Here is a 26,940-nt window from a genome sequence, read left to right as displayed (position 1 = left end):
AATAATTAACTTGGTGTCAAATGCGATTAATTGGAATCAACTCCCACTATGTTACACACTTAAACCCGTTGAGATTTCATGTTAAATAAAATGAAATTCCGCACCAGAGTAATCGCCGGATTCGGTTTAATATTACTGTTTACGGTATCATTTGTTATCCTCTCTATTTTCCAGGTAAAAGATCTTCGCAACGAGTCCGAATTCATTTATACTCACACATATACGGTCAGTAACGCTGTTAGGGATATCAACACTCATATCCAAACCATGGAAAGCGCCATGAAGGATATTCTTCTTGCCAAAACACAACAAGAATTCGATCAGGCTATTGATACAATCAATTTATATCACCTAAAAGTAATGACTCAATTCGATACTGTTTTCAATCGCTTTTTAGGCGATAAGAGAGATGTTGGAATTGCCTATCATACCTTTATAGAATGGGAAGAACTTCGAAATCAGATCATCGATTTAAAAGTTAGCGGCAAAGAGGTGAGTGCAAAAAAAATGGTTGATGGAATTGCGGCTGAGCACCTCAATAAATTAAAAGAAAAAACGAAAGTAATGACTGATTTCGCCGAAGAACAGGCAAATCGTATCTATAAGGAAGCAACTTTAGCACACACAAAAAAATTATATATATTTATTGGTGTTGCCATATTAATTGTTCTCGCAAGTTTATTTATTACCTATATTATTTCCGAGAGTATTTCCAGACCCATTAAAAAATTTATTTACAAAGCGCAGGCAATCTATCAAGGTCAAGGAAAAGGCTCTGTCCGTCATATTAGTGAAGAACAGCTTCTGGATCACTCCATGACCGAATTAACTCAAACCTATACTAAGCTTCAGAATGAAATAAAAGAACGGGAGCGTGGCGAAGATACTATTCGTGTTCAGTATCAGGAAATTCACGAATACTCGGAAAAATTAAGACTCTTTAATGATAAATTGGAAGAAAGAGTTACTGAACGAACAATGGCTTTAGCCGAAAGTGAAGAAAAATACCGCAACCTAATAAACGGGAGTACCGATATTATTCTGGTAAATGAATATATTGGTGACGGCAGTTCTAAATTAATAGAAGCAAATGATACATCCTGTGTAGTGCTGGGTTATTCAAGAAATGAACTTTTTACTTTATCTCCAGCCGATTACATTGAAGATCTTCCAGATGATTATATCATTAACTCCATAAAAAGGTTAACAAGAGAGAAACAATTCACTCATGAACAAACCTTCGTTTCCAAGTATGGAAAAAAAACTCCAATGGAAACCGTTAGTCAGCTTGTAACTCTGCAGGGAAAACATGTAATCTTATCAACATCAAGAGATATTACAGAACGTAAACATGCTCAGCAGGCAATTGTACAGAGCGAGAAAAGGTTGAAAAAAATGATTCATCAATCTCCCCTTCCTATTGTTATTACTGATGAAAGACAAAACATTGAATACTTTAACGATAAGTTTATAGAGCTGTTTGAATACACTTTAAATGACATAAAAACTTCGGATGACTGGTATAAATCGTGTTTCCCTGATCGAAAATACCGGGAAGAAGTTAAAAACATTTGGAAAGAGGCTATCGCTAAAGCAAAAAAAGAGCATACCGACATAGGGAAACAGGAATTTCATATGACAATTAAAAATGGTGAAGTTCGTCATTGTGAATTCTTTATGGTTCCTTTTGACAACTCATCAATGATTATCATTAATGACATTTCGAAAATTATATCTACACAAAAAGAATTGGTGAAAGCCAAGGAGAAAGCGGAAGAGAGTGATCACTTAAAATCTGCCTTTTTGGCCAATATGTCTCATGAAATAAGAACACCAATGAATGGCATTATTGGTTTTGCGGATATGCTTCGCAGACCAGACAAAACAGAAGCTCAGAGCAATACTTACATCAACATTATTTATAAAAGTTCGAATCAGTTGCTGAAAATAATTAATGACATTCTTGATATCTCAAAACTAGATTCCGGGCAAACTTTTATTAAAGAAACGAAATGCTTCCTTAATATTATCTTAGATGAATTGTTTGCCCAATTCTCTAGAGAAAATAGTGCGGACGATGGAATTGATTTTAGAGTTAACAAGACACTTTCGGATGAAGAAACATTGGTGATAACAGAAGAAAGAAAGCTGCGTCAAATACTTTCCAACTTACTTAACAATGCTTTTAAATTCACTTCTTCAGGTTATATTGAATATGGATACCATCTAATAGATAATAATTTTCTGGAATTCTATGTTCAGGATTCCGGAATTGGAATTCAAAAGGAAAAACAAGAAATTATATTTGAACGTTTTCGACAGGTGGAAGAAACTTTTACCCGTAAATACGGAGGTACAGGGCTTGGCTTGGCGATTTCGAAAGGTTTTGTTGAATTAATGGGCGGACAAATAAGAATGGAAACTCAAGAAGATAAAGGAACAACCTTCTACTTTACCATTCCTTATAAACCTGTAGGTTCGGAGGCGAAAATTATAAAAAGCACGAATAAAAAAAACTATAAATGGGATGATAAACTAATTCTAGTTGTAGAAGATGATGAAACCAATTTTAAATACATTGAAGCCGCTTTAAAACCAACAAAAGTTAAAATATTACACACAATATCAGGGAATAAAGCCATTGAGTTAAGTCTTAAAAACCCAACTATTAATTTGGTGCTAATGGATTTAAGATTGCCCGACATTAACGGTTTGGAAGCAACTCAGTCTATCAAAAAAATGAGAGACAATCTACCTATTATTGCTCAGACAGCAAATGCCTTTAGAGAAGATCGAAGCAAAAGTATTGAAGCCGGATGTGATGATTTTATAGCAAAACCTTTTGACGAAAAGAAGTTACTTGCTACTATTAATAAACACCTTAAAAAAGGAAATCGGTTACTTAACCAAACAGGAATATAATTCTGTTGGTATTTTTTTACCTGTCAGCAAAACTTCTCCTAAAGAAGTATACATATCTACCTTCTTTTTCTTCTTTTTCAACTCTGCCAACAAATCTCCGGAAATCAGCAGTCTCGATTCATAAGAATTACATAGTCCCTGAATTCTTGAAGCCGTGTTTATTGCATCGCCATGATAAGCAATTTCAGATTTCAACTCTCCAACTTCTGCAACCATTACTTTACCTGAATGCACCCCAGCCTTAAAAATGGGTATCATTCCATAAGTCTTTTGATAATACTCCTTTTTCTTCTCAAGAATATCCAAAAAGTCATAAAACACCTGCAGACATCTCAAATTTTCTATTCCATCGTTTATTTTCCAGGTCAATACAACCTCATCACCAACATACTGGTAGATCTGAGCATAATTTATCCTTACTGCATCAGAAATATCCTTAAAACAGTCCTGAATTAATCTGCTGTATTTAAAATGCCCTAACTTTTCTGCATAATAGGTGGACGATTTCAAATCCATAAACAGAAAAATCCGTTGCTCTTCTTTTGGTTTGTAATATCTTCCAAGCAAAAATTTAACAAGTATACCTTTACCCAATTTTCGATCTATTTCGTGGAAAATTTCGATTAAGCCTCCAACAATGAAAAAATAAGCCAATATGGCGTAAAACAACTTGGATTGATACAAAGACAACAATTGAGGAAAGGTCGCCGGAAAATTATCTATTGGAAAAAAATCTCCCATGTGATACATACAATAAACCAGCAAATAAGCACTGCTTACATTTACCAATAAACTTACTATAATCGTAAATAAATAAGTAGGAATTTGATTGCGAAGAGATTTTGCAAGTTTGAATATTGTGCCCCAGATTATTCCAGCCATGATACCAAACCACAATAAATTTATAAGATTTTGCACCTTATAAACAGACAGATGACTTGTTTCATCCACCTGAAAAATCATTAAAAAGAAAAATGCAAGTACCCAAATTGGTATTATTGTGAGAAAATAAATACCAACTGATTTACTATTAATTCTAAATAAAATTTTATTCATTACTATTAATAAATTGAACCAACTCCTCCACTTCTTTATAAGAATTTATTACATAATCCTCATTCATCTTAAGATGAAACAAATGGTTCTCTAATATTTTAATATTTTCCTGAGATGTATTACCCAATCGGGTGATTCCAAACTGATATAATTTCTCTCTGTCCTGATACCTGCTAATCATACTTGTATATAAAAAAGGAGTGACCGAATTAAAATTGATGATTACACATCAATCCCATCCTACCGGTTAATTCGGTCACGTCCACCCCACTATTAGATTGCCAATTCTCCGATTGATTTCAAGAAGCTAATTTCCCTTAGCTTGTAGTTTATCTTTGAATCAATCAACTCGCTACGTGCTCTTTGCCAAAAAGCCTGTGCATCAAGCAATTCTGTTGTATTGGCCAAGCCTTCGTAAAAACTGTTCTGAGTAAGCTCAACGTTTTCATTTGCCTGATCCATTGACACTTTCGCCAATTCAATTTGTTGATATGCTTCCTGTAATTTGAAGTAAGACTGCTGAACTTCAAGACTAATCAGATCTCTGGTGCGATCCATTTCCAACTCCTTTTGTTTACTCTTAAACCGCACAGATGCTACTTTATGCTTGCGTTCCTGCCAATGAAAAACCGGAACAGACAAATTCGCTTGAACAGCCAGAATTTTTGATGACCCAATCAAACTTTCAATTCTACTTATATAGGAGTAAGATGCACCAACTCCTAACTGAGGTAAATAATCAGCCTGGGTGTTCTTAATCTGTTCCTGTGAAATTTCAACCTGTTTGCCCAACATCAATAGTTCTGGTCTTTGATTTAATGCTTTTTGCATGTAATCTGCATCAATTGCATTTTGTATGATTGTAATTGTTGTGTCTGTGGCGGTAATATCACTCATCAAATCTCTCCCAATCACCTGACACAAGGACATTTTAGACAACACCATCAGGTTTTGCACCCTAAACAAATCCAATTTTGCCTGATTCAATTGTACCTGAGCCTTTAATAATTCATTTTTAGTGGTTATCTCCAGATCAAATGCATTTTGCAGATCCTGAACCAAAGCTGAAAGCATCTTCACATATTTCTCAGCCAATTTGCCTTTCTCATTTATAGAAACAAGATTCCAGTATGCCTGATCAGTTTCCAGCAAAACATCCGATGACTGCAACTTCCTGTTGTAGATGGAAATCTCTCTTCCCATCTTAGTCATTTGATAGGAGCTTCTTATTTTTCCTCCCATATATATTGGCTGGGTAAGCGTTAAATTAGAAGAAAAATAATCGATATTTCCCAACTCTAAATTAAAGCCAGGAAAATAAACATCACTGGTACCACTATAAATTCCCTGCTGCGCTTCAGCCAAACTGTTGGCAGTAGGCAAAAATGAACCAGGCAAACTAATATCATCAATATCATGATAATAATTGTACGAACCGCTTGCTTTTAAACTCGGTAAAAACTGTGTGAATACAAATCGAACATTCGACTCATTTTCAGCAATCATTTCATCAGCAATTTTAATTTTCTGATTGTATTCCAATGCCAATGTGCGACTCTCGCTCAGAGACAACTCCTGAGCTTTTCCCTGAAAAGCTGTCAGGGAAAAGATCAAAAGACAAAATATTTTATTTTTCATATGATTCTAATTGTATGTTCTTGCCATATGGAACTTATCCTGCCGGGATAATCATCTCCCCGTGTGTCGCAATCGTTTTGGCATGAACGTTTCATATCTGCTAACACTTATAATTCCATTACGCTTTTTGTTGAAACCCTGTAAAAAATCGCGTACAAAACAGGCACAACAATCAATGTAATAAGGGAACCAATCAATAATCCAAACATGATGGCTACTGCCATTCCTCCAAATAACTCATCACTGATTAAAGGAATCATACCAAGTATGGTTGTAAAAGACGCCATTAGTACCGGACGCAGTCTCGAAACTGCTGAATCGATAATGGCCGTTAAAATTTCTTTTCCCTCACTTATATCCTCATTTATCTGATCCAGTAAAACCACAGCATTTTTAATCATCATCCCCATCAGCCCGAGCGTACCAATTATTGCCACAAAGCCAAAAGGTTTCCCGGTAAATAATAAACCATAACTCACACCAATAAAAGCGAGTGGAAGAATGGCTAAAATGATAATTGGCTGTCGGAAATTATTGAACAGCATCATGATAATAATTACCATTAACAAAAATGCCAAAGGCATAAATTTATTAATACTATCATTTGCATCAACACTATCTTTATGCTCTCCTAACCATTCTAAATCGTATCCTTCGGGCAAAGGAATTCCTTCAATCTTTTTATGGAGATTCTTAAATGTATCTGGTGCATTATAGCCTGATGCCGGATCACATTGAGCCTTAATTGCTCTTCGACGGTCGTAACGTTTAATTATTGGATCTTCAAAATCAATTTTAATATCCGAAACTACCTGACGCAAAGGAATACTATGGGCTACATTCCCCCAAACAGGCGTATTCTCCAAAGCCTCGATGTAATTGTCCGCCTTCGCTTTTGTTTTCAGAATAATCGGCATCATATCATCACCCTGATAAAAACGCCCTATTGGTAAACCATCAGTGGCGCAAGCCAATGCATTCGACACATCGGAACGGGAAATATTAGTTACCCGCGATTGTGCCTGCGAAAAAACAGGATTCCAAACCTTAACAGGATTTTTCCAGTTATTGGTTACTTTAGCTGCTGTAGGTTCTGCCGCCATAATTTTTTCCGCCTGATCGGACAAATCTCTTAAAACCTTAGGATCCGGTCCTGAAAACTTAGCCTCAATCATATATTCTGCAAAAATCGGAGAATAGTATCTTACACGACATCTGGCCGAGGAGTAATTTGCATCTAAATATTCCTGAACCTCTTTCCCTAATCTTTTTGTTGATTCATAATCCTTTGTATCGATTATCAATTCACCGTAATTTGAATTATTATTTATAAAAGGACGAACCAATGTATATCGGGCAGGAGTTGCACCTAAACTAGTTGTTACATTTAGTATATCTTTCTGTTTCAGTAAATATGCCTCAACCTCGCCAAGATCCTTTTCTACATTTTCAATATCAGAGCCTACAGGTAAATAATACTCCACAATAAACTGATTGTACTCCAAATTTGGCATAAACAGTTGCTTCACATTTTTAAAAGCAAATATTGATGATACAAATACCAATAAGGTAAGTGAAATAATTAACGTTTTGTGTCGCAAAGAATATTTAACAAGACCACGGAAATACTGATAGAATTTTCCACTGTATGGATCTGTATTGTCCCCTTCTTTTTTACTGTATTTCTTACCTTTCAAAAATAAATCGCAGAAATAAGGTGTTTGAGTTAATGCCAGCAACCAACTTAAAAACAAAGAAATTGCAATTACCTGAAACAAACTGGCACAAAATTCACCTGTACTGTCCGGCGACAAATAAATTGGCAAAAAAGCAAGTATTGCCACAAAAGTAGCTCCGAGTAATGGCATGGCAGTTTGCTTAGATGTCCTTACCATAGCATCTTTTCGCGGAATCCCTTTTTTGAGATCAACCAAAATACCATCAGCAATAACAATAGCATTATCTACCAACATTCCCATTGCAACAATAATCGCAGCCAAACTCACCCGCTGCAATGCAATGTCAAAACCAAGCATTACAATAAAAGTTCCTAATATGGTAAATATAAGACCACTACCAATTAAAAGACCCGTTCTGAATCCCATAACCAGAAGCAATACAATCACCACAATTAAAACCGATTCAATTAAATTCACCATGAATTGCTCTATAGCAATACTTACACGATCCGGCTGATAAAAAACACGGTTGATCTGTATCCCAACAGGAACATTCGTCATTAATTTATCGATCTTGGCCTGAACAAGTTCACCCAATTTAATCACATTCCCCCCCTTATCCATGGCTATTGCCAGACCAATTGCCGGAGTTTGATTGTACTTCATTTTATTGGTGTACGGCGTATAGGAATCTTTCTTAATGTCAGCAATATCTTTTAGAAAAACCGAATTCTTACCACTGCCCGAAATCAATAAATTCTTTAAATCATCCAATTGCTGAAAACTGCCATCGGAAGCAATTCTTACCCTATTACTTCCCACTTTAAAAGTTCCGGGATCAACAATCTTATTTTGAGCATCAAGAATTTGAATCACCTTGTAAGGATGAATACCTAAAAAAGCCATTTTTTCCTGAGAGATCTCAATATTAACACAAGATTGCTGTTCTCCAAATAAGTTAATTCGTTTCACTCCTGGCACAAGCAGCAGCTCTCTCTTCATGTATCGGGAATAATCCTTTAATTCCTCATCAGAAAAACCATCTCCGCTTAAAGCAAGAAAAATCCCATAAACATCTCCATAATCATCAAATACCATTGGATGAGATACTCCTGATGGCAGGTAAACACTTACATCATTCACTTTTCGACGCAGAACATCCCATATTTGAGGAAGATCTTTAGTTCGTACAGATGAAGCAATTTCCACAGTAATCTCTGAGTATCCTGCCATAGATCTGGATTCAATGTTGTCAATATTATCCATGGATTGAATCGCAGTCTCCAGAACATCTGTAACTCGTAATTCTACTTCGTGGGGAGAAGCTCCCGGATACTTAGTAATTACCAAAGCTGATTTCACACTAATTTCGGCATCTTCAAGCTTTGACATTTTTAGAAAAGAAACAACACCTCCAATTGCAACAGCAATCAGCACAAAAAGCAATACCTTCCGATGATTCAATACAGCCTCTGTAAAATTCATAACTGACCTCCGATATTAGAGTTTGACTTTTGAAGTAATTGCTTTACTTTTTGACCTTCGCGAAGACTATTAATACCAGCCGACACAATCAAATCTCCGCTTGAAATACCTTTAGTGATGTTAATCATTCCCATAGAATCAAAACCTTTCATCTGCACCTCTTTTCTTTTTACACAATTCGTGCTCTCATTGTAAACCCACACATACGATTTTCCCTCTTTACTAAAAACAGATTCTACCGGCACTTTACAACCTGTAATAGTTGTCGATTTTAATTTTGCGGTAATACTTGCAACCATTCCCGGAACAATTTGTTTATTCTGAGTATCGATTTTCAATCTCATTCTAAAAAAATTATCACCGTTTGGCTTTCTTTCAATTTCAATTAATTTCAGATTAAAATCAATATTTGGAAAGTTTTCAAAATTCGCACTGAATTCGGTAAATAATTTATGTTGAAGAAAATCATTTTCACTTAAAGCGGCTGTTACTTCTAAATTATTTAAATCCAAAAGGGAAACAATAGGCTGACCTGCACCAATTTTTTCAAAATTTTCAACATACATAGCTTGTACGTATCCTGAAAATGGCGCGTAAATTTTTGTATCTTTTAAAGCATTCTCTGCAGCTTCTTTTTGTGCTTTTGCCAATTTATATACTGCTTGGATTTGATCATACGTACTTTTTGATGTACTTTTCTTCTCGTACAAAGCAGTATATCTTTCTGCTTGTAATTTTGCATTTTCAAAATTAGCATTCGCCGATTCCAATTGCACCAGATAATCACGTTCATTTAAGGCTGCTACAACGTCACCTTTACTAACAAACTGTCCCTCGTTTACATTCAAATTTACAAGAGGACCCGGAATCTGAAAGGCTAATTTCACTTCTCTGGATTCTTTAACCAAACCTGTAAAAACCTTAACTGAAATGCCATTGGGGTTATCACTTACTTTATACACCTTAACTGGCTGAATAATCTCCGTTTTGGATTCCTCTTGTTTTTTGCAAGCAAAAATTCCAACTGACAAAATTGTAGTAAGAATCACCATTTTCATTAGTTTCATCATTTTCATTTTATTTCTTTGAACTATTTTCGTTCATTAGGTTCATTTTTATCAAAAAAATATTGAAGCATATCTACCTCAACAGTTTTACACACTCTATACTATTTCCAAAAAGACTATTTGTTTTATTTTCTACTTTAAAGAAATTCCCATTCCCATAATCATACATCGAAAAGCTGCACGTAATCTATTAATCGTTTCTTCTTCAGAGTAATGCCTTGTAATATAAATATCATTCAGACTTTCTAATGCATCAATACAATACTCAACATTAATATCCTGACGAATTAAGCCCTGTTCCTGCCATTCAGTATATTTAGCATAAACAATGTTTATTTCATCTTCATATTTTTCATCAACATCTTTCTCAATCAAAGGATATTCTTTATAAATCTGTTGTATTAGAACCTTCTGTCCAGCAATAGCATAGCTCAAATAGTTATCTAAAAACTCCTGTGTTGCCTTTGCAGGATCATTATTCGATTTATAAGGCTCTAAAATTTTAATCATATTCACATTGAATATTTCAAAAGCAATTTCTCTTACCAAATCTTCTTTTGTTCCAATAATTTTATAAAGAGTGGCTTTTGCCAGCCCACACTCCCGGGCTAATTCAACCATATTCAAACCTTTAAGTCCAAATTTCAGCATCATATCCATCGCTACCTTAGTAACCCTCTCCTGAATCTCAACCTTATCTGATTTTGCCATAAATGAACTATTTTAGTATTTTGAGTGCAAATATATAAAATAATTGTTTCATCCAATATACTTTATTGATTTTTAACAATTATTTAAAATTGCAATCTAAACAGAGTTTGTTTATTTGGCATTGATTTAAAAGAAATAGTACCTCCATGAAGTCTCATCAACTGTCTTGAAAGACTTAAACCAACACCAGAGCCATTCTCTTTTGTGGTGAAAAAAGGAACAAAAATCTCTTCTTGAAGATCTTTTTCGATTCCACATCCATTATCTTCAACTTCGATAAAACTCCTGTCTTCTTCATTTCTGCCAATGCGAAGAATTATCCTCCTATCCTCAATTCCTTGAAATGCCTGAATAGAATTTGTCAGTAAATTAATAATAACCTGATCTAATAAAACAGGATCTACATTTAAAACAACTTTCTTTTCCCTGCAAATCAGATCGAATTTAATGTCTGAACTTTTAAACTTTTCAGAAAATAAATTAGAAATCTTTACGATTCGTTCCAGAATATCAATTCGTTGAATATTTGGCTTTGGAATTATAGCAATATCTCTAAACCGATGAACAAAATCCAACAAACCTTTAATTCGTTCATCGATAATTTTCAGTCCGCTAACTGTATCTGATATCATCTCTGCATCAACCTCATTATTGGAAATCAGCTCATTTGTATCATCATCTCGGTAGAAATCAATTAAAGTAGAAAGAGATGAACTTACCGGACTGATAGAATTCATAATTTCATGAGTTAGGATTCTAATTAATTTCTGCCATGAGTCTAACTCTTTATCATCCAACTCATTTTTAATATTTTGAAAAGATACGAGCGTTAAGTTTTGACCGGACATTTTCAATTTAGTTGCTTTCACAGAAAGCTGAATCATTTCATAATTTCGGTAAAGAGAAATCAATTTTTGTTCAGATGGCTCTAAATTTAATATCAAACCCGAAATTCCTTCCTGAATTCTATCCAAATGCTGGATATGAAATAAATTAGTCTTATTAAATATTTCCTTTGCTGCTCCATTAAATAAAAACACCTTTCCTTTTTCGTTGAAAGAAACCAATCCAACTCCTACATGCTCTACCAATACTTTGAAATATTGATTTCTGTTTTCATTCTCAATTTTAATATTTTGTATGCTTTTATTAATCAGATCGAATTGAGTGAATAATTGATTATAACCTAAGTTTGATCTCCTGTTTTGAAATTTAATACTGGTATCATTATTTCGAATTGCTTTAAAAAAATTTTCTAAATCCTGATTTACAGCATTTAACTTTCGGATAAAGAAATAAATCTGAATACTTAAAATGATTAGTAAATTCGCAATTACAAGTACATCATTATAGTACACCCAAGCCAAAGCCAAAAAAATACAGTTAACCAGTAAAGCAAATACCCGAACAATTATTACTATCGTTAATTTTGGATAAATCATATTTTAGATTTTAAGAAATATTGTATTTCTCAATTTTACGATACAATGTCTGCCGGCCAATATTCAATTCTTTAGCGACACTGCTAATGTTTCCGCGATTCCTTTTTATTGAATTTACAATGATTAATCTTTCAGCTTCATCCAAACTTATAGGGCTGTCTCCTAGCTCAATACCTGAATTTTGTGTTTCCAAAAGAAAATCTTCCGGACTCAATTCTCCCTTATCATTTAAAATAACAGCCCGTTCCATGCAATGCCGGAGTTCACGAATATTTCCCGGCCATAAATAGTTTAGTAATTTATCTTTCGTTTCAGGTCTTAGCTTCAACTCTGATTTTCCATATTTATCAGCATAGCGTTGTAAAAAGTGTTCTGCAATTGTAATGATATCATTCCCCCGATTACGAAGAGGTGGCAGCTCAATCTGTATGGTATTAATACGATACAACAAATCTTCTCTAAAATTTCCTGCAATTATCATTTCCTGAACATTTTGATTGGTTGCACAAATCAGGCGAATATCAACATGATCTTCTCTGTTTGATCCTAAAGGAGTAACTTTTCTGTTTTGCAATACAGCCAATAGTTTTGCCTGCATGGCTGACGATAAATTTCCTATTTCATCTAAAAACAGACTTCCACCTGAGGCAGTTTGAAAACGTCCTTGTCGATTTTCCTTTGCATCGGTAAAAGCACCTTTTACATGACCAAACAATTCACTCTCAAAAATTGATTCACTTAAGGAGCCCAAATCCACCCCCATAAAAATTTCATTTCTCCGGGCAGACTTCAAATGAAGTTCTCTGGCAACCAATTCTTTTCCTGTACCATTTTCACCAAGAATAAGAACGTTAGCATCTGTATTTGCTACCTTTCTAATTGTTTCAAAAATAGGTTTCATGGCTTCAGAATCACCAATTATTTTCTCGAAACTCTGATTTAAATCTTGTTCCAAAAACTGTTTTTGATTTTCTAAACTTTCAACTTTTTGCCTTGTTTGGTGCAATTCCACACCACTTTTAAGTGTTGCAAATAGTTTTTTATTATCCCAAGGTTTCAAAATAAAATCAGCAGCTCCGTCTTTCATTGCATTCACTGCCAGATTAACTTCGGCATAAGCTGTAAAAAGTATTACTACCAAAGTCGAATCAATCTTCAATATCTCCTTCAACCAAAACAAGCCTTCATTCCCATTGTTAATACCTGTTGAAAAATTCATATCAAGAAGTACAACATCAAATTTATGACAGGAAAGTAGATTGGGGATTCGATTCGGATTGCTGCAAATAATCACCTCATCGAATTTTCGTTTCAAAAACAATTGAAGAGATTCCAAAACACTCTTGTTATCATCAACAATTAATACGTTACCTGCTTTTTTCATTTTTCAAAAAGATTTACTCTTTCGTTTTTACAAATTTAAAAGTAAATCAAATTGATCAACTAAAAAACCAATTGTTCCATTCTGATACATCTCTTGGATGATTTTGTGACACTTTGAAACCTTAACAACGACCACGAACAATCACACAAACCTCATCATTAGACAATTACGAATATTGGTACAAAAATAGCTTCCAGCATCAATAATTATTAAAAACACAAAGCCATGATAAAAACTGAAAATCTATGTAAAACATTCAGAACCGAAGAAGTAGAAACTTCGGCTCTTTCAAATGTGAATTTAGAAATAAAAAAAGGTGAATTTGTTGCCATAATGGGGCCATCTGGTTGTGGAAAATCAACACTATTAAACATTATTGGATTATTGGACAACCCAAGTCAAGGCAATTTTAGATTCATTGAGAATGAAGTATCTCACTACTCAGAAAAACAAAGAACGAAACTAAGGAAAGAAAATATTGGATTCGTTTTTCAAAGTTTTAATTTAATCGATGAATTAAGCGTTTATGAAAATGTAGAACTTCCATTGATTTACCAAAAAGTGCCTGCTGTTGAGAGAAAATTAAAAGTAAATGAAGTTTTGAAACGAGTTCAGATCGAAAATAGAAGCAAGCATTTCCCTCAGCAATTATCTGGCGGACAACAGCAAAGGGTTGCCATCGCAAGAGCTGTAGTTGCTAATCCGAATCTAATTTTAGCTGATGAACCCACAGGAAATCTTGATTCTGCTAACGGCAATGAAGTTATGAACTTGCTTTCACAGCTTAATGATGAAGGTACAACCATTGTGATGGTTACGCATTCGAGCTCCGATGCAGAAAGGGCAAGCAGAATAATTCAATTATTCGACGGACAAATTGTAAGTGAAAACAACAAATCCAAAATAGCAACGCCTGCCAATGCCGTTTCCTTTTTATAATTTAGACAATTCAAAATATTAAAACCCATATCATGTTTTTTAACAACCTCAAAATTGCCTATCGAAATTTAATCCGCAACAAAGGATATAGTTTTATTAATATATCAGGTCTCGCTATCGGTATGGCTTGTACAATATTACTCTTGTTGTGGGTAAACCATGAATTGAACTTTAACAACTTTCATAAAGAAGTTGACAGGATATATCAGGTGGCCAACTACCAAACCTGGAATGGCACAAAAAATGCAATGCCAAATTTACCTACTCCATTGATAGATGCAATCAAAGAAAAATATCCTGAAATAGAATATGCTACTCATTATAATGCTTGGGGAGAAAATTTATTAGTAGAATATAAAGGTAAAAAGCAGTACGAAAATATTAAAAGCGCTGACCCGGATTTCTTTAAAATATTTAATTTCCCATTGATTTACGGAAATATGGAAACCTGTTTGAATGATATCAATTCGCTAATAATATCAGAAAAAGCCGCAAAACGTATATTTGGGGAGGAAAATCCAATCGGTAAAATCGTAAATGTTGACAATAGACAACCACTGGTAATTACAGCAGTAACTGAAAATATTCCAAGTAATTCCAGCATAAAGTTTGATTTTCTGATCCCTTTTGAGATGATGAGAAAACAAAATCCTTATTCTGAAAATTGGAGTTCACACAATTACTTTGGTTATGCTAAAATCGCCAAAGGAACTGACATTACCTCTCTGAATAAAAAGCTAGACCAATTTTATATTGATCATGTTGATAAGGAAAGTGAAAAATATGCATTCTTATTCCCAATCACCAAAGTGCATTTGTATAATCTGGATGGCAATCCAACCAAAATAACACAGGTGAAAATGTTCTTCATGATTGCCATTTTTATCCTCATCATTGCTTGTTTCAACTTTATGAATCTTTCAACAGCTCGAGCCGCAAAAAGAGCGAAAGAAATTGGTTTAAAAAAAGCAATTGGGGCTACCTATACTCAATTAATCAAACAGTTTATGGGTGAATCCTTACTTATCACAATTGTAGCTGCAAATTTTGCAATTATATTGTCGCATTTATTCTTACCACAATTCAATTTATTAATGAGCAGGCAATTGGTTATAGACTATTCATCGCTTGAATTTTGGTTAATTATTTTTGCTGTAACTATTTTCACAGGATTAGTCGCAGGTGCCTACCCGGCCTTCTACTTGTCTTCCTTCAATCCTATTATGGTATTAAAAGGAACCTTCTCGGGAGGCAAAGGCAGTAATCGATTCAGAAGAACATTAGTGGTAATCCAATTCATATTAGCCTCTACACTACTAATCTCTACCTTAACCATAGTGCTTCAAACCAAATATCTTGCCAATATGGATGTTGGGTTAAATAAAGACAATGTTATTTCGGTGAATGTAAATCAACAAATGAGGGACAAAATAGAAACCATAAAAAACGAATTATCAAGCAGTTATCTTATTGAAAATGTGTCCTATAGCTCACACATTCCATACACGGTTTTTTCCAATGGCTGGGGCGAAAACTGGGAAGGAAAAGATCCAAACTTTCACCCATTAATCACTTATCCGTACGTTGATGTTGATTTTTTCGATGTTTTTAAAATCAAATTTATCAAAGGAAGACCTTTCAATGTTGACAACCCAGCAGCAGATTCAAGCTGTGTAATCATTAACGAAAAATTGGCAAAAATGATTTCTAAAGAATCTGTTTTAGATAAGATGATTCATTCAAACAGCGAAGATTTAAGAATTATTGGTGTTGTAAAAGATTATCATTGTACTCCAAACACCAGGAAATTACAACCATTCATGCTTCGTTTGTGTCACGATCCAAATTACTTATTTATAAGATATGCTGAAGGAAATTCGATGAAAGCAGTGCATGAAATCGAAAGAATATGTTCAAAATACAATCCTGATTTTCCATTGATATATCAGTTTTTGGATGATAATTACAATAATATGTATGAAAACCAAAGAGCTACAGTTAGCACTTTACTTTATGCCTCTATTTTTGCAATTATTGTATCCTGTTTAGGATTATTTGGCTTGGCTTCATTTAATGCTGAAGAACGCACTAAAGAAATTGGAGTGCGAAAAGTATTGGGAGCTTCAATGCAGCAATTAATTATTATATTCAGCAAAGATTTTAGTAAATGGATCGTGATCGCCTCGTTAATTTCATGGCCAATCACCTATTTTGCAATGGAACAATGGTTTGTCAACTACCCATTCAGAATTGATTTTCCGTTCTGGCTATTTCTTGCAGTGTTCATACTGTTGTTAATGATAGCAATTATTACAGTAGGATATCAAAGCTGGAAGTCAGCCACCCAAAACCCTATTAAAAGTTTAAAATACGAATAACAGCACGGTTAACATTTTAGTGTTTTAGCAGTTATTATTTAAAAGAACATGCCTCTTCCAATTGAATCTTTTCAGACTGAATTGATTCGGGAAGAGGTATTTCTATCTGAATACAAGTGCCTTTACTTTCCTCCGAATTCAATACTATTTTTCCATTCAACTGATCTAGAAATTCCTTCACCAAATACAATCCAATCCCCAAACCACCATATTTTCTTGAATCAGAGTTATCCACTTGCCAAAAAGCATCAAAAACAGAATTCAGATGTTCTTTTGAAATTCCAATACCAGTATCTTTCACAAAAAGAACCAATGACTTATTCTTATTAATTGCAAAACCAAAAACAACTGTTCCCTCTTCAGTGAATTTTATTGCATTATCTAAAAGGTTTTCAAGTATCTTTTCTACTTTGGTTTTATCTGTAAAAACTTCAACCTGACTTAGATCATAATTATATTCAACTTCAATCAGAATAGATTCCTTTTTTAATTTATATTTCTCCAAAAGATCACTAAAAAGAGAGACAATGGAAAAATAAGAAAATTGACAATCTCTCCCTCCTTCTTTTAATGCAATAAAATCTATGAGTAATCGATATTTATTATGTATCTCCTGGCCAGATTTATAAATATACCCTGAATACTTTTTCACATCTTTTTCTGTATAACTATATTCCTGAAGCAATGTAGAAAATCCTAGTACCGAATTAAGAGGTGTGAATATTTCATGACTTAGAATAGAGAGAAGATTGTTATTCGATATTTCACGTGACTTTTGATTTCCAAAAAAATCATTTATATCGATTTTTAGATCAAAGAAATCCTCCTCATTCCTAAAAATTTTCAAATAAAAGTAAAATACACTTTTATGAAAACAAATAAATTGAAAAGAAATATTCGCTTGTCTTGTAAAAGTGCTTTTTGCACTAATAAATTTCTCTTCCTCTTCATTTCCAATAATGTAATCAATACCGTGTTCATTAACTACATTTATTGCCCGATTCATACTTGTTTCCTCAAATACTTCAACAGAAAAAGCATCCAATATTATGGATAGCATCTCCCGCTCTTTATTATCAACACAAAATAGCAAAGCTTTCTTTTTATTTTCTCTCATGATTATATCAAGATTTTACGATTGGTAATAATCCTCTTCCCAATGCCATAGTAAAAATGCCTTCTTACGCTTAAACTTCCAAACTTGAAAATCACTTATTATACTAATCCCCTCTTAAAGAAAATAAATACCCACAACCTTTTACTCACAATATTCATCGACATGATAAAATGACAAATAAAATTATGATTGAAATCGAATCTTTGTTTATCAATCACTCTACCTCATCGATAGAAAATATTTCCTGACAAAGCAAGATTAGCATACAATAAATGGCCATTCATCAACAAATTCAAATCCTCCATTGATATTCATCATCTCAATTCTATATATTTGCTAGTCATTATCCACATACCACATAATTATTAAAATTCAATTAATCTCTGATAATAGACCGAAAATTCCAAGCAAAACATTAGCAACTCAGCATTTTATTTATATGTTAATAATTTTCATGATTTAAGCTGATTATCCAGTTCCCTCCTTTATGGTAATAATTAAAACACATATACAACAAACATGAATTGTAAAGAGAATTGCAAGAAATACCAACAAGCTGTAGAAGATCAACAAGAATATAAAATCACGATAGAAGGGACTCCCTTTCATTATACCTCGTCGAACACATTGCAAATTTTAAACAGAACAAGTATCAATACTGAAGAACAAATACAAATTCAAAAACGAGGTGAAACTTTAACTATAAACAGCAGTACTATTGCTTATATGTATATTGAATGCAAAATAGTTACGTTGATCAATTTTTCAGGAAACAATTTTGTATTAACACATTCTCTTAATCATTACGAGGAATTACTTAACGATAGCTTCTTTAGAATCAATAGACAATGTATTGTCAACAAAAACAATATCAAAAAAATTACCTCTTCGAATGGTAAAATTTCGGTGAGATTAAAAATACCTAAAGACAAAATAGTTTCTATTACAAACAGTAAAGAGAGGGAGTTTTATAAATGGATTAAAAAAACACCTAATTTCAATGAAATTACAGAAGGAATTGAATAGCATTTGCTGCTATTCTGAAGTAAACTTTCTTATGAAAAATACCTCCCTGCCAAGAGAGGTAAATTTCACCTCATTAACATAGCTTCAAAAGTTTTCACCCATTTATGAAACTCAGGATAAACTTCCCCGGCATGTTTTATGGTTTGTATTTTTAAGAACTCTTTCAATTTTTGCTTTCCTCCTTTATTGATTAAAAATTCAATAAAAGCCGCTCCAACAGGATAACTTAAATCTCTTTCATATTTAGTGGGCTCTTCCCACAACTGCAGTAATGAAAATTTATCCTTTGGAACTCTAAGGCGCGCAATTCTTAATAAATTCTGATCCATTTGGTCGAAATACATTCCCAAACCTTCCTTGATCAACATTGTCCTGAACTTTGTCTGCACTGCCATCTGACAAAGCATATGGCAAAGTTCGTAGTCATTAGGAGTATTATATAGTACGTTCACTATACGAAGATCCGAATTTGAGAACCCAAGAGGACGATTAAACTTTCTAAATGCCTCATTTCTATCGCTCCATACAAAAAAATCTACTTTTTTAATTGGTTCAGCGCCGAGGGTTTCTGTAATTCTTTTATAGTTAAGATCGTTTCTTGCCATGAATGCACCCACATTCTCCAATTTATTTTTATCCTGAAAATGAAATCGAATATTCTCTGATTCCACCACTTCCCATGCTTTATAATAAATCCCGGTTTGAAACAAATTCAAATATTTATCCGCATAATTAGCAGCCTCTTTTGATTTTCTGTCATTCTGACATTCTTTTAATAGTTTTACAGCTCTTTGTTCTTCACCATTTATAAAATAGCATTTTGCCAAATACGCCTTACTGATTTCTTTTACATCACTCGAAACTGTTGCCGATGCAATCGTTTTTTCCAAATACGGGATTGCAATTGTAAACTGCTTGGAATCTGTATAGGCCCGACCTAGAATCGAATTTAAATCCGGATCTACTGCATTTCCCTGCAACATAGAATGAGCTTTCTCAATTACCTGATCGTATTTTCCTTTCGAGAACAATTTTTTCAGCTCCTTATTTTGACTCATCGAGCTAATATGGAAAATGATCAGTAGTAGTGTAACAAGTATTCTATTCATGGCATAAATCAGATTTAGAGCTAGCAATTTACAGGAATAAATTGATTAACAAAATGAGTATTTAAAGAACTTTATTGATTAGTCAATTATCGTTCCACAACTTGCTTATAAAAACGACTACAAAAAAAAGTTCATTTCAAAAGTATTTTTAACCTTCTCAATGAACTCTTCTTTGCTTAATTATATTTTTTACAGAAAAAACAAAAATGGTATGATTATTCCAATAACAATCAACCATTTCCCTCTTCCTGTAATCCCTTTTTTACCCGGAACCATAAACATCCCGGATAAAGCGAACACAATCAGTACAACGGCAAAAATATCTGCCATTAGTGTCCACCCTTTTCTACTATTGTAATGAAGTTTATTAATGAAATAGACCCATTCTTTTTTCTCATACACCTCAAATGACAAGCGTCCGTTTACCGGATCGTAATTTCCCAATCCTCCTTTTAAATAAACATTGTATTTACTGTCATCAGGAATTATTCGGTTTAAAGGATAATTCGTAATGTTTTTGTCCCAATAAACCTTTAACTGATCTGGTGTTAAATTTGAAGCCAACTGCATTGTTTTAGACTCAGTACGGTAAGCCGGATCTTCCCCATTCTTTTTATGATTTAAAATAATACCCGACACGGAATAAATAATCGTGATTCCAACAAAAAAATATCCCAGATCACGATGTATATAACGGAGCCATTTTCTAATCTTTACATTATTCCACAACTTCATAACTATTTCCGTCTACATAATAAATTGCATAATAATTTTTGTTGTTCTCTTTCATCCAGTCGCGCATTTCCTTAATATTTGCCATTTCCGAACTACAATGTTTTCCGCCGTCTTCCGAAGCATCCTTAGCTTTCACTTCTGTCTCCCATTCATCTATCGCCGCTTCTTCAAGTCGTTTCTCTCTCAAAATTCCAGACACCGTAATATCCTGTCCGGCCATTTCTTTATCAAATCCCTCCAAATTCCCACTTGCTTCAACACGAATAGATAAGTTACCTTCCAAATTCTTTAAAATACATCGTTTGCCCGAATGTGCGCAAACATGATTTACCAATCCTGTAAAATGAACTTCTTTACCAACCAATTCTTCAGCATTTACCATTAACTGATCAATGGTTACAACAGCTGTTTTGATTTGTGCTGACTGATTTTTTTCAATATTACCTTCCTTTGCCTCTTTTTGTTTTGAATTACAAGACATACAAAAAAGAAAAATTGCAATGATGCTTACGTATTTCATTGTATTACTTTTTAGGATTATTAATTGTTTGTTTTGATTCACACAAACTTATGATTACCAAGGAATAAATCCTAATAAAATAACAATTCATTAACAATATTTCTTTCCATAATACATGAAAAAAATGAAATTAAATATCCATTGGTTTTGATGCCGGTAATTGAAAAAATCACTACTTTAGAAATTAAAGTAATAAAAAGTAACATTCGCACTACTTTAGTAACCATTCGCACGCAATACCGTACTACTACGGATAACAAGAACACACAAACAAAATTGTTCATAAAGTATTTAATACGGTTCAAACACTATGCTCACAAGATTTACACGATTTAAAGACTGGAAGATTAAATCCAAGTTGCTTTTGCTGACTCTTCTAGCACTTTTAAGTATCCTTTTCTTAAGTTTGACTTCAAACTATTTTTTCAACACAAACAAAACTCTTGATTTAATAATTAATGGTGTACGTGTTCATCAAACTCTACTTCAAAACGCCACTGAGGAACTTTATAATTTCAAAATATCGAAAGACGTTGAACATCTTGAAAAATCTGCCGAATATTTAACCCGGGCAAACCATTTAGCTGAAGACTTTATACAAATCAACAATGACTTCACATTCAAAAGCGATGATGAAATAGCAAACTATCTGTTCAAGAATTTTCCTGAAATCTATAATAATGAGATTAATAATGCCAAACTTTTAGTGAATCGCTTAAAAATACTTAAAGCACTAAACAACAGCAATATTAAAGACACGAGAATTCATGCAAAAAAAACTCTTGATCTTATTGAAAAAATAAAAAAAGAATTACTTACAAAAAGAGAAAATATAAGCCTTGATACAACAAAAATACAGCTAAGCGAGATTAAACAACACTATGCAGAAATTAGTTCTGTTCTTAGTAATTTAGCGGAAAAAACCAATTCTGCATTAATTTGGGTGATGCTCGGAATTGCTTTACTCCTGGCAATTACAATTCTGCTGTTGTCAAGATATATTTCCAAATCAATTTCTGTTCCTGTTCAACAAATGGTGAACAATTTTAAGCTTATTGCCAAAGGTAACTTTCGCACTCCTTTAAATATTAATTCAAAAGATGAAATTGGTGCTTTAGCTAATTCTTTCGAAATTATTCAACAAGATTTTCAGAATGTTGTTAACTACACACAAAAAGTTGCGCATGGAGATTTAAGCATAAGTCTTACGCCTAAATCCAAAGAAGATGAATTATCAACCTCTTTAAATCAGATGGTGAAAACCCTTAAGGATGCAAAAAGCATAAATGATGAAACATCTTGGTTTAAATCTGGTGTGAATCAATTGAATGGAATTCTTCAAGGGGATCAAAATTTAAATGAAGTTTCGGACAACTCTCTTATATTTATGACTGAATTTTTAAGTACTGAGCTTGGTGCAATTTACGTTTATCAGGAAGAAAATAAGAATTTATCACTTACAGCCTCCATTGGCATACCAAATAAAAACCAATACAGAAACATTCAAATAGGACATGGATTAATTGGTCAGGTGGCTCGGACAAAAAAACTAAAACACATTAAAGATGTTCCTGAAGATTATTTTACAATTTTCTCTGGAACGGGGGAAATAAAACCTACCAATATTGTTATTGTTCCATTAATTTTCAACAACACTCTTTGGGGTGTAATGGAATTAGCATCGATTAAAAAGATTAGCGAATCGGAAATTGAATTCATTAAAGCTGTTCGTGAAAGTATTACTGTGAAAATTGCCTCAACATTAGCTCGCGCACGATTGGAAAATTTATTGGATACCACTCAGAAACAAGCCAGCGAATTACAGGTTCAGCAAGAAGAACTTCGGGTGGCCAACGAAGAATTAGCTGAACAAACTAAAATACTTATTGATAACGAAAAAAAGCTTCAGGTTCAGCAGGAAGAGTTGAGAGTTGCCAACGAGGAATTGGAGGAACGAACCAACCAATTGGAGATTCAAAAAGATGAAATTCAAAGCAAGAACATTAGCTTATCCCAAACACATGAAAAATTAGAAACAAAAGCACGCGAATTGGAGCAGACGAGTCAATATAAAACAGATTTCCTCGCAAATATGTCTCATGAGTTGCGTACTCCTTTAAATAGCTTACTAATTTTATCAAGTCTTCTCTCTAAAAACAAAAAAGGCAATTTAGATGAAGAAGATATCGAGTCTATCGAAATAATTAATAGAAGCGGTAAAGATTTGCTTCAGCTAATTAATGAGATTCTAGATCTTTCGAAAATTGAAGCTGGAAAAATGACTGTCCATTTTGAAAACCTCGGTTCCGACAGTATCGCTCAAGAAATTTTGATGAACTTTAAGCATCAGGCGGTGAAGAAAAAAATCGATTTCATGATCGATATTGATAAGAACTTCCCGAAAACTATCGAGACAGATCAGTTGCGTTTGTCGCAAATTTTAAAAAATCTTCTTTCTAATGCCTTTAAGTTTACCTCGAAAGGTTCCATTTCTGTATCTATGAAAAAGGTTACAGACAAAAATATTCTGCGACGTAATGATTTAAAAGAAGTTGAAGCATGTGCATTTATGGTTACTGACACAGGTGTTGGAATACCAGATGAAAAGAAAGAAGCTATTTTTGAAGCCTTTCAGCAAGCGGACGGAAGCACTTCAAGAAGATATGGAGGAACCGGATTAGGCTTATCAATTTCTAAAGAACTAGCAAGAATGCTTGGTGGTGAAATCCACTTAGAAAGTGAATCTGGAAAAGGATCATCTTTTACACTAATTATACCTGTAAAACAAGCAAGTAAACCAGCGAAAACCCAAAATTTTACATCACAAAACAAGGAGTTGACGTTTGAAGAAAAGCCGGTTGTATTGCCTTTTTTCATTGATGATGATAGAGACATTCCACATACAGGTTCTGCTGTAATTGTAATTCATCCTGATCAAAAAGAAGCTACTTTGTTATACTATCAAATTCAAGAAAGTAATTTTCATGCTTTGGTAGCATCGAATGTTGAAGATGCAATTATACTTATTGAAGCACATCAACCTTCTGCAATAATAATAGGAGTTGAACTTATAATGCAAAATGGAGAAGCAGAGTTAGATATCTTACGGTCACACCCATATGCATCCAACTTGCCTATTCATATTGTAAATCCTGTTGAGGGAATCAGAGAAAGGGAAAAAAATGTACTGCCAACTGTTAAAGCTACAGATTTCTCGAGTGCCATTAAAAAAATTCAAAAAGAACTATTTTCAGAATCTAAAAAAATCTTAATCGTTGAAGATCATTCGTTTACCCGAAAAATTATTAGGACACTTTTAAAATCAACAAATGCTGAAATAGAAGAAGTTTCTACAGGAATTGAAGCCTTTAAGCTAATTAAAGAAAATAGTTACGATTGCGTAATATTAGATTTAGGTCTGCCTGATTTCACAGGGAATGAACTGCTGGCCAAGCTGTCCGAAGCCAATATAATAATACCAAACACAATTATTTATACAGGTAAAGAATTATCACGGGAAGAACACCGGCAACTAAGCATATACACCAATTCAATTATTTTAAAAGGATTAAAATCCGATGAACGATTAATGGACGAAGTCACGCTCTTTCTTCATCATGTTGCAACAACAATTCCCGATAATCCTAAAATTAAGGTTACCGAAATAGATGATTCTATTTTTAAAGGAAAAAAAGTACTGGTTGTTGATGATGAAATCAGAAATATTTTTGCGCTGGGCAAAATACTTGAAGACAAGGAAATTGAGGTTTTTGAAGCCGAGAATGGTAAAATTGCAGTTGATGTTTTAAAAGAAAACAAAAACGTAGATTTAGTACTTATGGATATTATGATGCCGGAAATGGATGGTTATGAAGCCATGACTATCATTCGCAAAACTCCGGGAATTAAAAACATTCCAATTATTTGTCTGACTGCCAAGGCAATGAAAGAAGATTATGAAAAAGCCATTTCATCGGGAGCAAATGATTATTTATCAAAACCAATTGATGAAAATAAATTGTTTTCAATGTTAAAGATTTGGCTTTACAACTAACTCTACGCTTAAAATAGATTCAATTAAAGCAGAAAATCAGTACCAAACAAAATACAATTGGACAACAAACAATAACAGGAAAATGAAAAAAGACAAAATATTAATCGTTGATGACAAGGAAGAAAATTTGATAAGCCTTGAAAGAATTCTTAGCGATTTTGATGTTGAATTTGTTCGTGCATCATCTGGTGAAGATGCCCTAAAATATACTCTGAAAGATGAATTTGCAATGGCTGTTCTTGATGTGCAAATGCCAGAAATGGATGGCTATGAAACCCTCGAATTAATGAGACAACGAAAGAAAACCAAGTATTTACCGGTGATCTTTGTTTCTGCAATTCATCAAAGCGATTTGCACATCATTAAAGGAATAGAAACCGGAGCTGTCGATTTTATTCCGAAACCTATTATTCCTGAAGTTTTAAAAGGGAAAGTAAGTGTTTTTCTTGATTTATATCGTCAACGCAAGGAATTAGATCTCCTTTTGGTTTATTTAGAAAAAAAGAACGAAGAATTAATTATTGAAAAGAATAAAGCCGAGGAAGCAACCAAATCAAAATCATTGTTTTTGGCCAATATGTCGCATGAGATTCGCTCTCCGATGAATGGGATTTTGGGACTTTCCAAAATTTTACAACAGTCAAACCTAGATTCAGAACAAAAAGACATGCTCGATGTTATGGCAAGATCAGGCGAAAATTTAATTCAAATCATTAATGACATTTTAGATTATTCGAAAATTGAAGCAGGACAAATTGAAATTGAAAATATTGATTTTGATATCCGAAAAGTAACCGACACAATTTTCCATCTTTTAAATTACAAAGCCATTGAAAGGGAGGTGGATTTTAAAATAGAAGTAGATGAGATAATTCCTGAAAATTTAATTGGAGATTCGTTTCGTTTAAATCAAATACTAATGAATTTGGCAAACAATGCGCTAAAATTCACGCAAAATGGTTCTGTTACATTATCAATAAAATGCATTGAAAAGACGAAAGAACAAGTATCTTTATTCTTCTCTGTTAAAGATACAGGGATTGGAATATCGAAGGATGCACAAAAAAAGCTCTTTAGAGAATTTACTCAATCAGACAAATCAATTACCCGAGAATATGGAGGTACAGGTTTAGGCCTTGCCATTTCAAAGAACCTCACCCAATTAATGGGAGGAAAAATTATAGTCGAAAGCGAACTTGGAATTGGTTCCGAATTCATGTTTGAATTGAGATTTGGACACAAAGAAAAACAAAAAAATATGACTACGGATCAATACATTAAGCCTCCTTCCAATTTATCTATATTGGTAGCAGAGGACAATCCAATCAATCAAAAAGTTGTTATGCTAACTCTTCGAATGATGGGATTAACTTGTGATATTGCAAAAAATGGTGTTGAAGCCCTCGAAATGTATAAAAAAGATCGTTATCAAGTCATCCTCATGGATATGCAAATGCCTGTACTTGATGGAATTAGCGCCACCGAAAAAATAAGAAGCTTCGAAAATGCTGAGACAATTAAAGAACCAACATATATTGTTGCGCTTACGGCCAATTCTTTTATCGAAGACAAACAAAGATGTCTCGAAGCTGGCATGAATGATTTCCTAAGTAAACCATTCAAAGAAGATGGACTTCGAAAAATATTAAATGAAGCATCAAAAAGTATAGCACTATAG

At 33.5% G+C, this 26,940-nt stretch carries 18 protein-coding genes; 6 read left to right on the top strand and 12 right to left on the bottom strand.

Annotation, left to right across the window (positions count from 1 at the left end; all coding sequences use genetic code 11):
• The first annotated feature begins 78 nt into the window (after positions 1-78).
• Positions 79-2,922, top strand: a complete 2,844-nt coding sequence (locus BZG01_RS12270; protein ID WP_101310130.1) for an ATP-binding protein — start codon at positions 79-81, stop codon at positions 2,920-2,922.
• Here the strand turns inward: BZG01_RS12270 and BZG01_RS12265 are convergent.
• The 8 genes from BZG01_RS12265 to BZG01_RS12230 form a co-directional block, all read right to left on the bottom strand.
• Positions 2,899-3,978 carry an adenylate/guanylate cyclase domain-containing protein gene (locus BZG01_RS12265; RefSeq protein ID WP_101310129.1) on the bottom strand — a complete coding sequence of 360 codons (1,080 nt, stop codon included), beginning with the start codon at positions 3,976-3,978 and terminating at the stop codon, positions 2,899-2,901. The two genes, BZG01_RS12270 and BZG01_RS12265, sit on opposite strands and share 24 nt — an antisense overlap.
• Complete coding sequence (locus BZG01_RS12260) at positions 3,971-4,159, bottom strand: hypothetical protein (RefSeq protein WP_101310128.1); 189 nt, start codon at positions 4,157-4,159, stop codon at positions 3,971-3,973. The genes BZG01_RS12265 and BZG01_RS12260 overlap by 8 nt, the downstream gene beginning before the upstream one ends.
• A gap of 92 nt (positions 4,160-4,251) precedes the next feature.
• Positions 4,252-5,616 carry a TolC family protein gene (locus tag BZG01_RS12255; RefSeq protein ID WP_101310127.1) on the bottom strand — a complete coding sequence of 455 codons (1,365 nt, stop codon included), beginning with the start codon at positions 5,614-5,616 and terminating at the stop codon, positions 4,252-4,254.
• Positions 5,617-5,723: 107 nt separating this feature from the next.
• Positions 5,724-8,780, bottom strand: coding sequence for an efflux RND transporter permease subunit (locus tag BZG01_RS12250; protein ID WP_101310126.1), 3,057 nt, complete (start codon positions 8,778-8,780; stop codon positions 5,724-5,726).
• On the bottom strand, positions 8,777-9,847 hold the full coding sequence (locus BZG01_RS12245) for an efflux RND transporter periplasmic adaptor subunit (protein WP_180327301.1): 1,071 nt from the start codon (positions 9,845-9,847) through the stop codon (positions 8,777-8,779). The genes BZG01_RS12250 and BZG01_RS12245 overlap by 4 nt, the downstream gene beginning before the upstream one ends.
• Before the next feature lie 132 nt (positions 9,848-9,979).
• A complete protein-coding gene (locus tag BZG01_RS12240; protein ID WP_101310124.1) occupies positions 9,980-10,558 on the bottom strand; it encodes a TetR/AcrR family transcriptional regulator in 579 nt (192 codons plus the stop codon).
• An 83-nt stretch (positions 10,559-10,641) separates the two neighbouring features.
• On the bottom strand, positions 10,642-12,000 hold the full coding sequence (locus BZG01_RS12235; RefSeq protein WP_101310123.1) for a sensor histidine kinase: 1,359 nt from the start codon (positions 11,998-12,000) through the stop codon (positions 10,642-10,644).
• 10 nt (positions 12,001-12,010) lie between these two features.
• A complete protein-coding gene (locus BZG01_RS12230; protein WP_101310122.1) occupies positions 12,011-13,384 on the bottom strand; it encodes a sigma-54-dependent transcriptional regulator in 1,374 nt (457 codons plus the stop codon).
• A gap of 225 nt (positions 13,385-13,609) precedes the next feature.
• Between BZG01_RS12230 and BZG01_RS12225 the strand changes: the two genes are divergently transcribed.
• Together BZG01_RS12225 and BZG01_RS12220 are read left to right on the top strand one after the other, a co-directional pair.
• Complete coding sequence (locus BZG01_RS12225) at positions 13,610-14,323, top strand: ABC transporter ATP-binding protein (protein ID WP_101310121.1); 714 nt, start codon at positions 13,610-13,612, stop codon at positions 14,321-14,323.
• 32 nt (positions 14,324-14,355) lie between these two features.
• A complete protein-coding gene (locus BZG01_RS12220; protein WP_101310120.1) occupies positions 14,356-16,701 on the top strand; it encodes an ABC transporter permease in 2,346 nt (781 codons plus the stop codon).
• Between the two features lie 34 nt (positions 16,702-16,735).
• On the opposite strand, the gene BZG01_RS12215 is transcribed toward BZG01_RS12220, so the two are convergent.
• On the bottom strand, positions 16,736-17,818 hold the full coding sequence (locus BZG01_RS12215) for a sensor histidine kinase (protein WP_101310119.1): 1,083 nt from the start codon (positions 17,816-17,818) through the stop codon (positions 16,736-16,738).
• A 519-nt stretch (positions 17,819-18,337) separates the two neighbouring features.
• On the opposite strand from BZG01_RS12215, the gene BZG01_RS12210 reads away from it, so the two are divergent.
• Positions 18,338-18,844, top strand: a complete 507-nt coding sequence (locus BZG01_RS12210) for a LytTR family DNA-binding domain-containing protein (RefSeq protein ID WP_101310118.1) — start codon at positions 18,338-18,340, stop codon at positions 18,842-18,844.
• A gap of 65 nt (positions 18,845-18,909) precedes the next feature.
• On the opposite strand, the gene BZG01_RS12205 is transcribed toward BZG01_RS12210, so the two are convergent.
• The 3 genes from BZG01_RS12205 to BZG01_RS12195 form a co-directional block, all read right to left on the bottom strand.
• Positions 18,910-19,953, bottom strand: coding sequence for a tetratricopeptide repeat protein (locus BZG01_RS12205; RefSeq protein WP_143470900.1), 1,044 nt, complete (start codon positions 19,951-19,953; stop codon positions 18,910-18,912).
• Positions 19,954-20,142: 189 nt separating this feature from the next.
• Positions 20,143-20,688: a PepSY-associated TM helix domain-containing protein gene (locus tag BZG01_RS12200; protein WP_101310116.1), complete on the bottom strand. Its 546-nt coding sequence runs from the start codon at positions 20,686-20,688 to the stop codon at positions 20,143-20,145.
• Positions 20,672-21,208, bottom strand: coding sequence for a hypothetical protein (locus BZG01_RS12195; protein WP_143470899.1), 537 nt, complete (start codon positions 21,206-21,208; stop codon positions 20,672-20,674). Before BZG01_RS12195 ends, BZG01_RS12200 begins: the two co-directional genes overlap by 17 nt.
• Before the next feature lie 310 nt (positions 21,209-21,518).
• On the opposite strand from BZG01_RS12195, the gene BZG01_RS12190 reads away from it, so the two are divergent.
• The gene (locus BZG01_RS12190; protein ID WP_101310114.1) at positions 21,519-25,262 is read left to right on the top strand and encodes a response regulator; all 3,744 of its coding nucleotides are present in this window, start codon (positions 21,519-21,521) and stop codon (positions 25,260-25,262) included.
• A gap of 82 nt (positions 25,263-25,344) precedes the next feature.
• On the top strand, positions 25,345-26,940 hold the full coding sequence (locus BZG01_RS12185; RefSeq protein WP_101310113.1) for a response regulator: 1,596 nt from the start codon (positions 25,345-25,347) through the stop codon (positions 26,938-26,940).

It is taken from the genome of Labilibaculum manganireducens, from assembly GCF_002843385.1.
Classification (GTDB): Bacteria; Bacteroidota; Bacteroidia; order Bacteroidales; family Marinifilaceae; genus Labilibaculum; species Labilibaculum manganireducens.
Note: the sequence above shows the minus strand (reverse complement) of the source record. Positions and strands in the feature narration are given on the sequence as shown.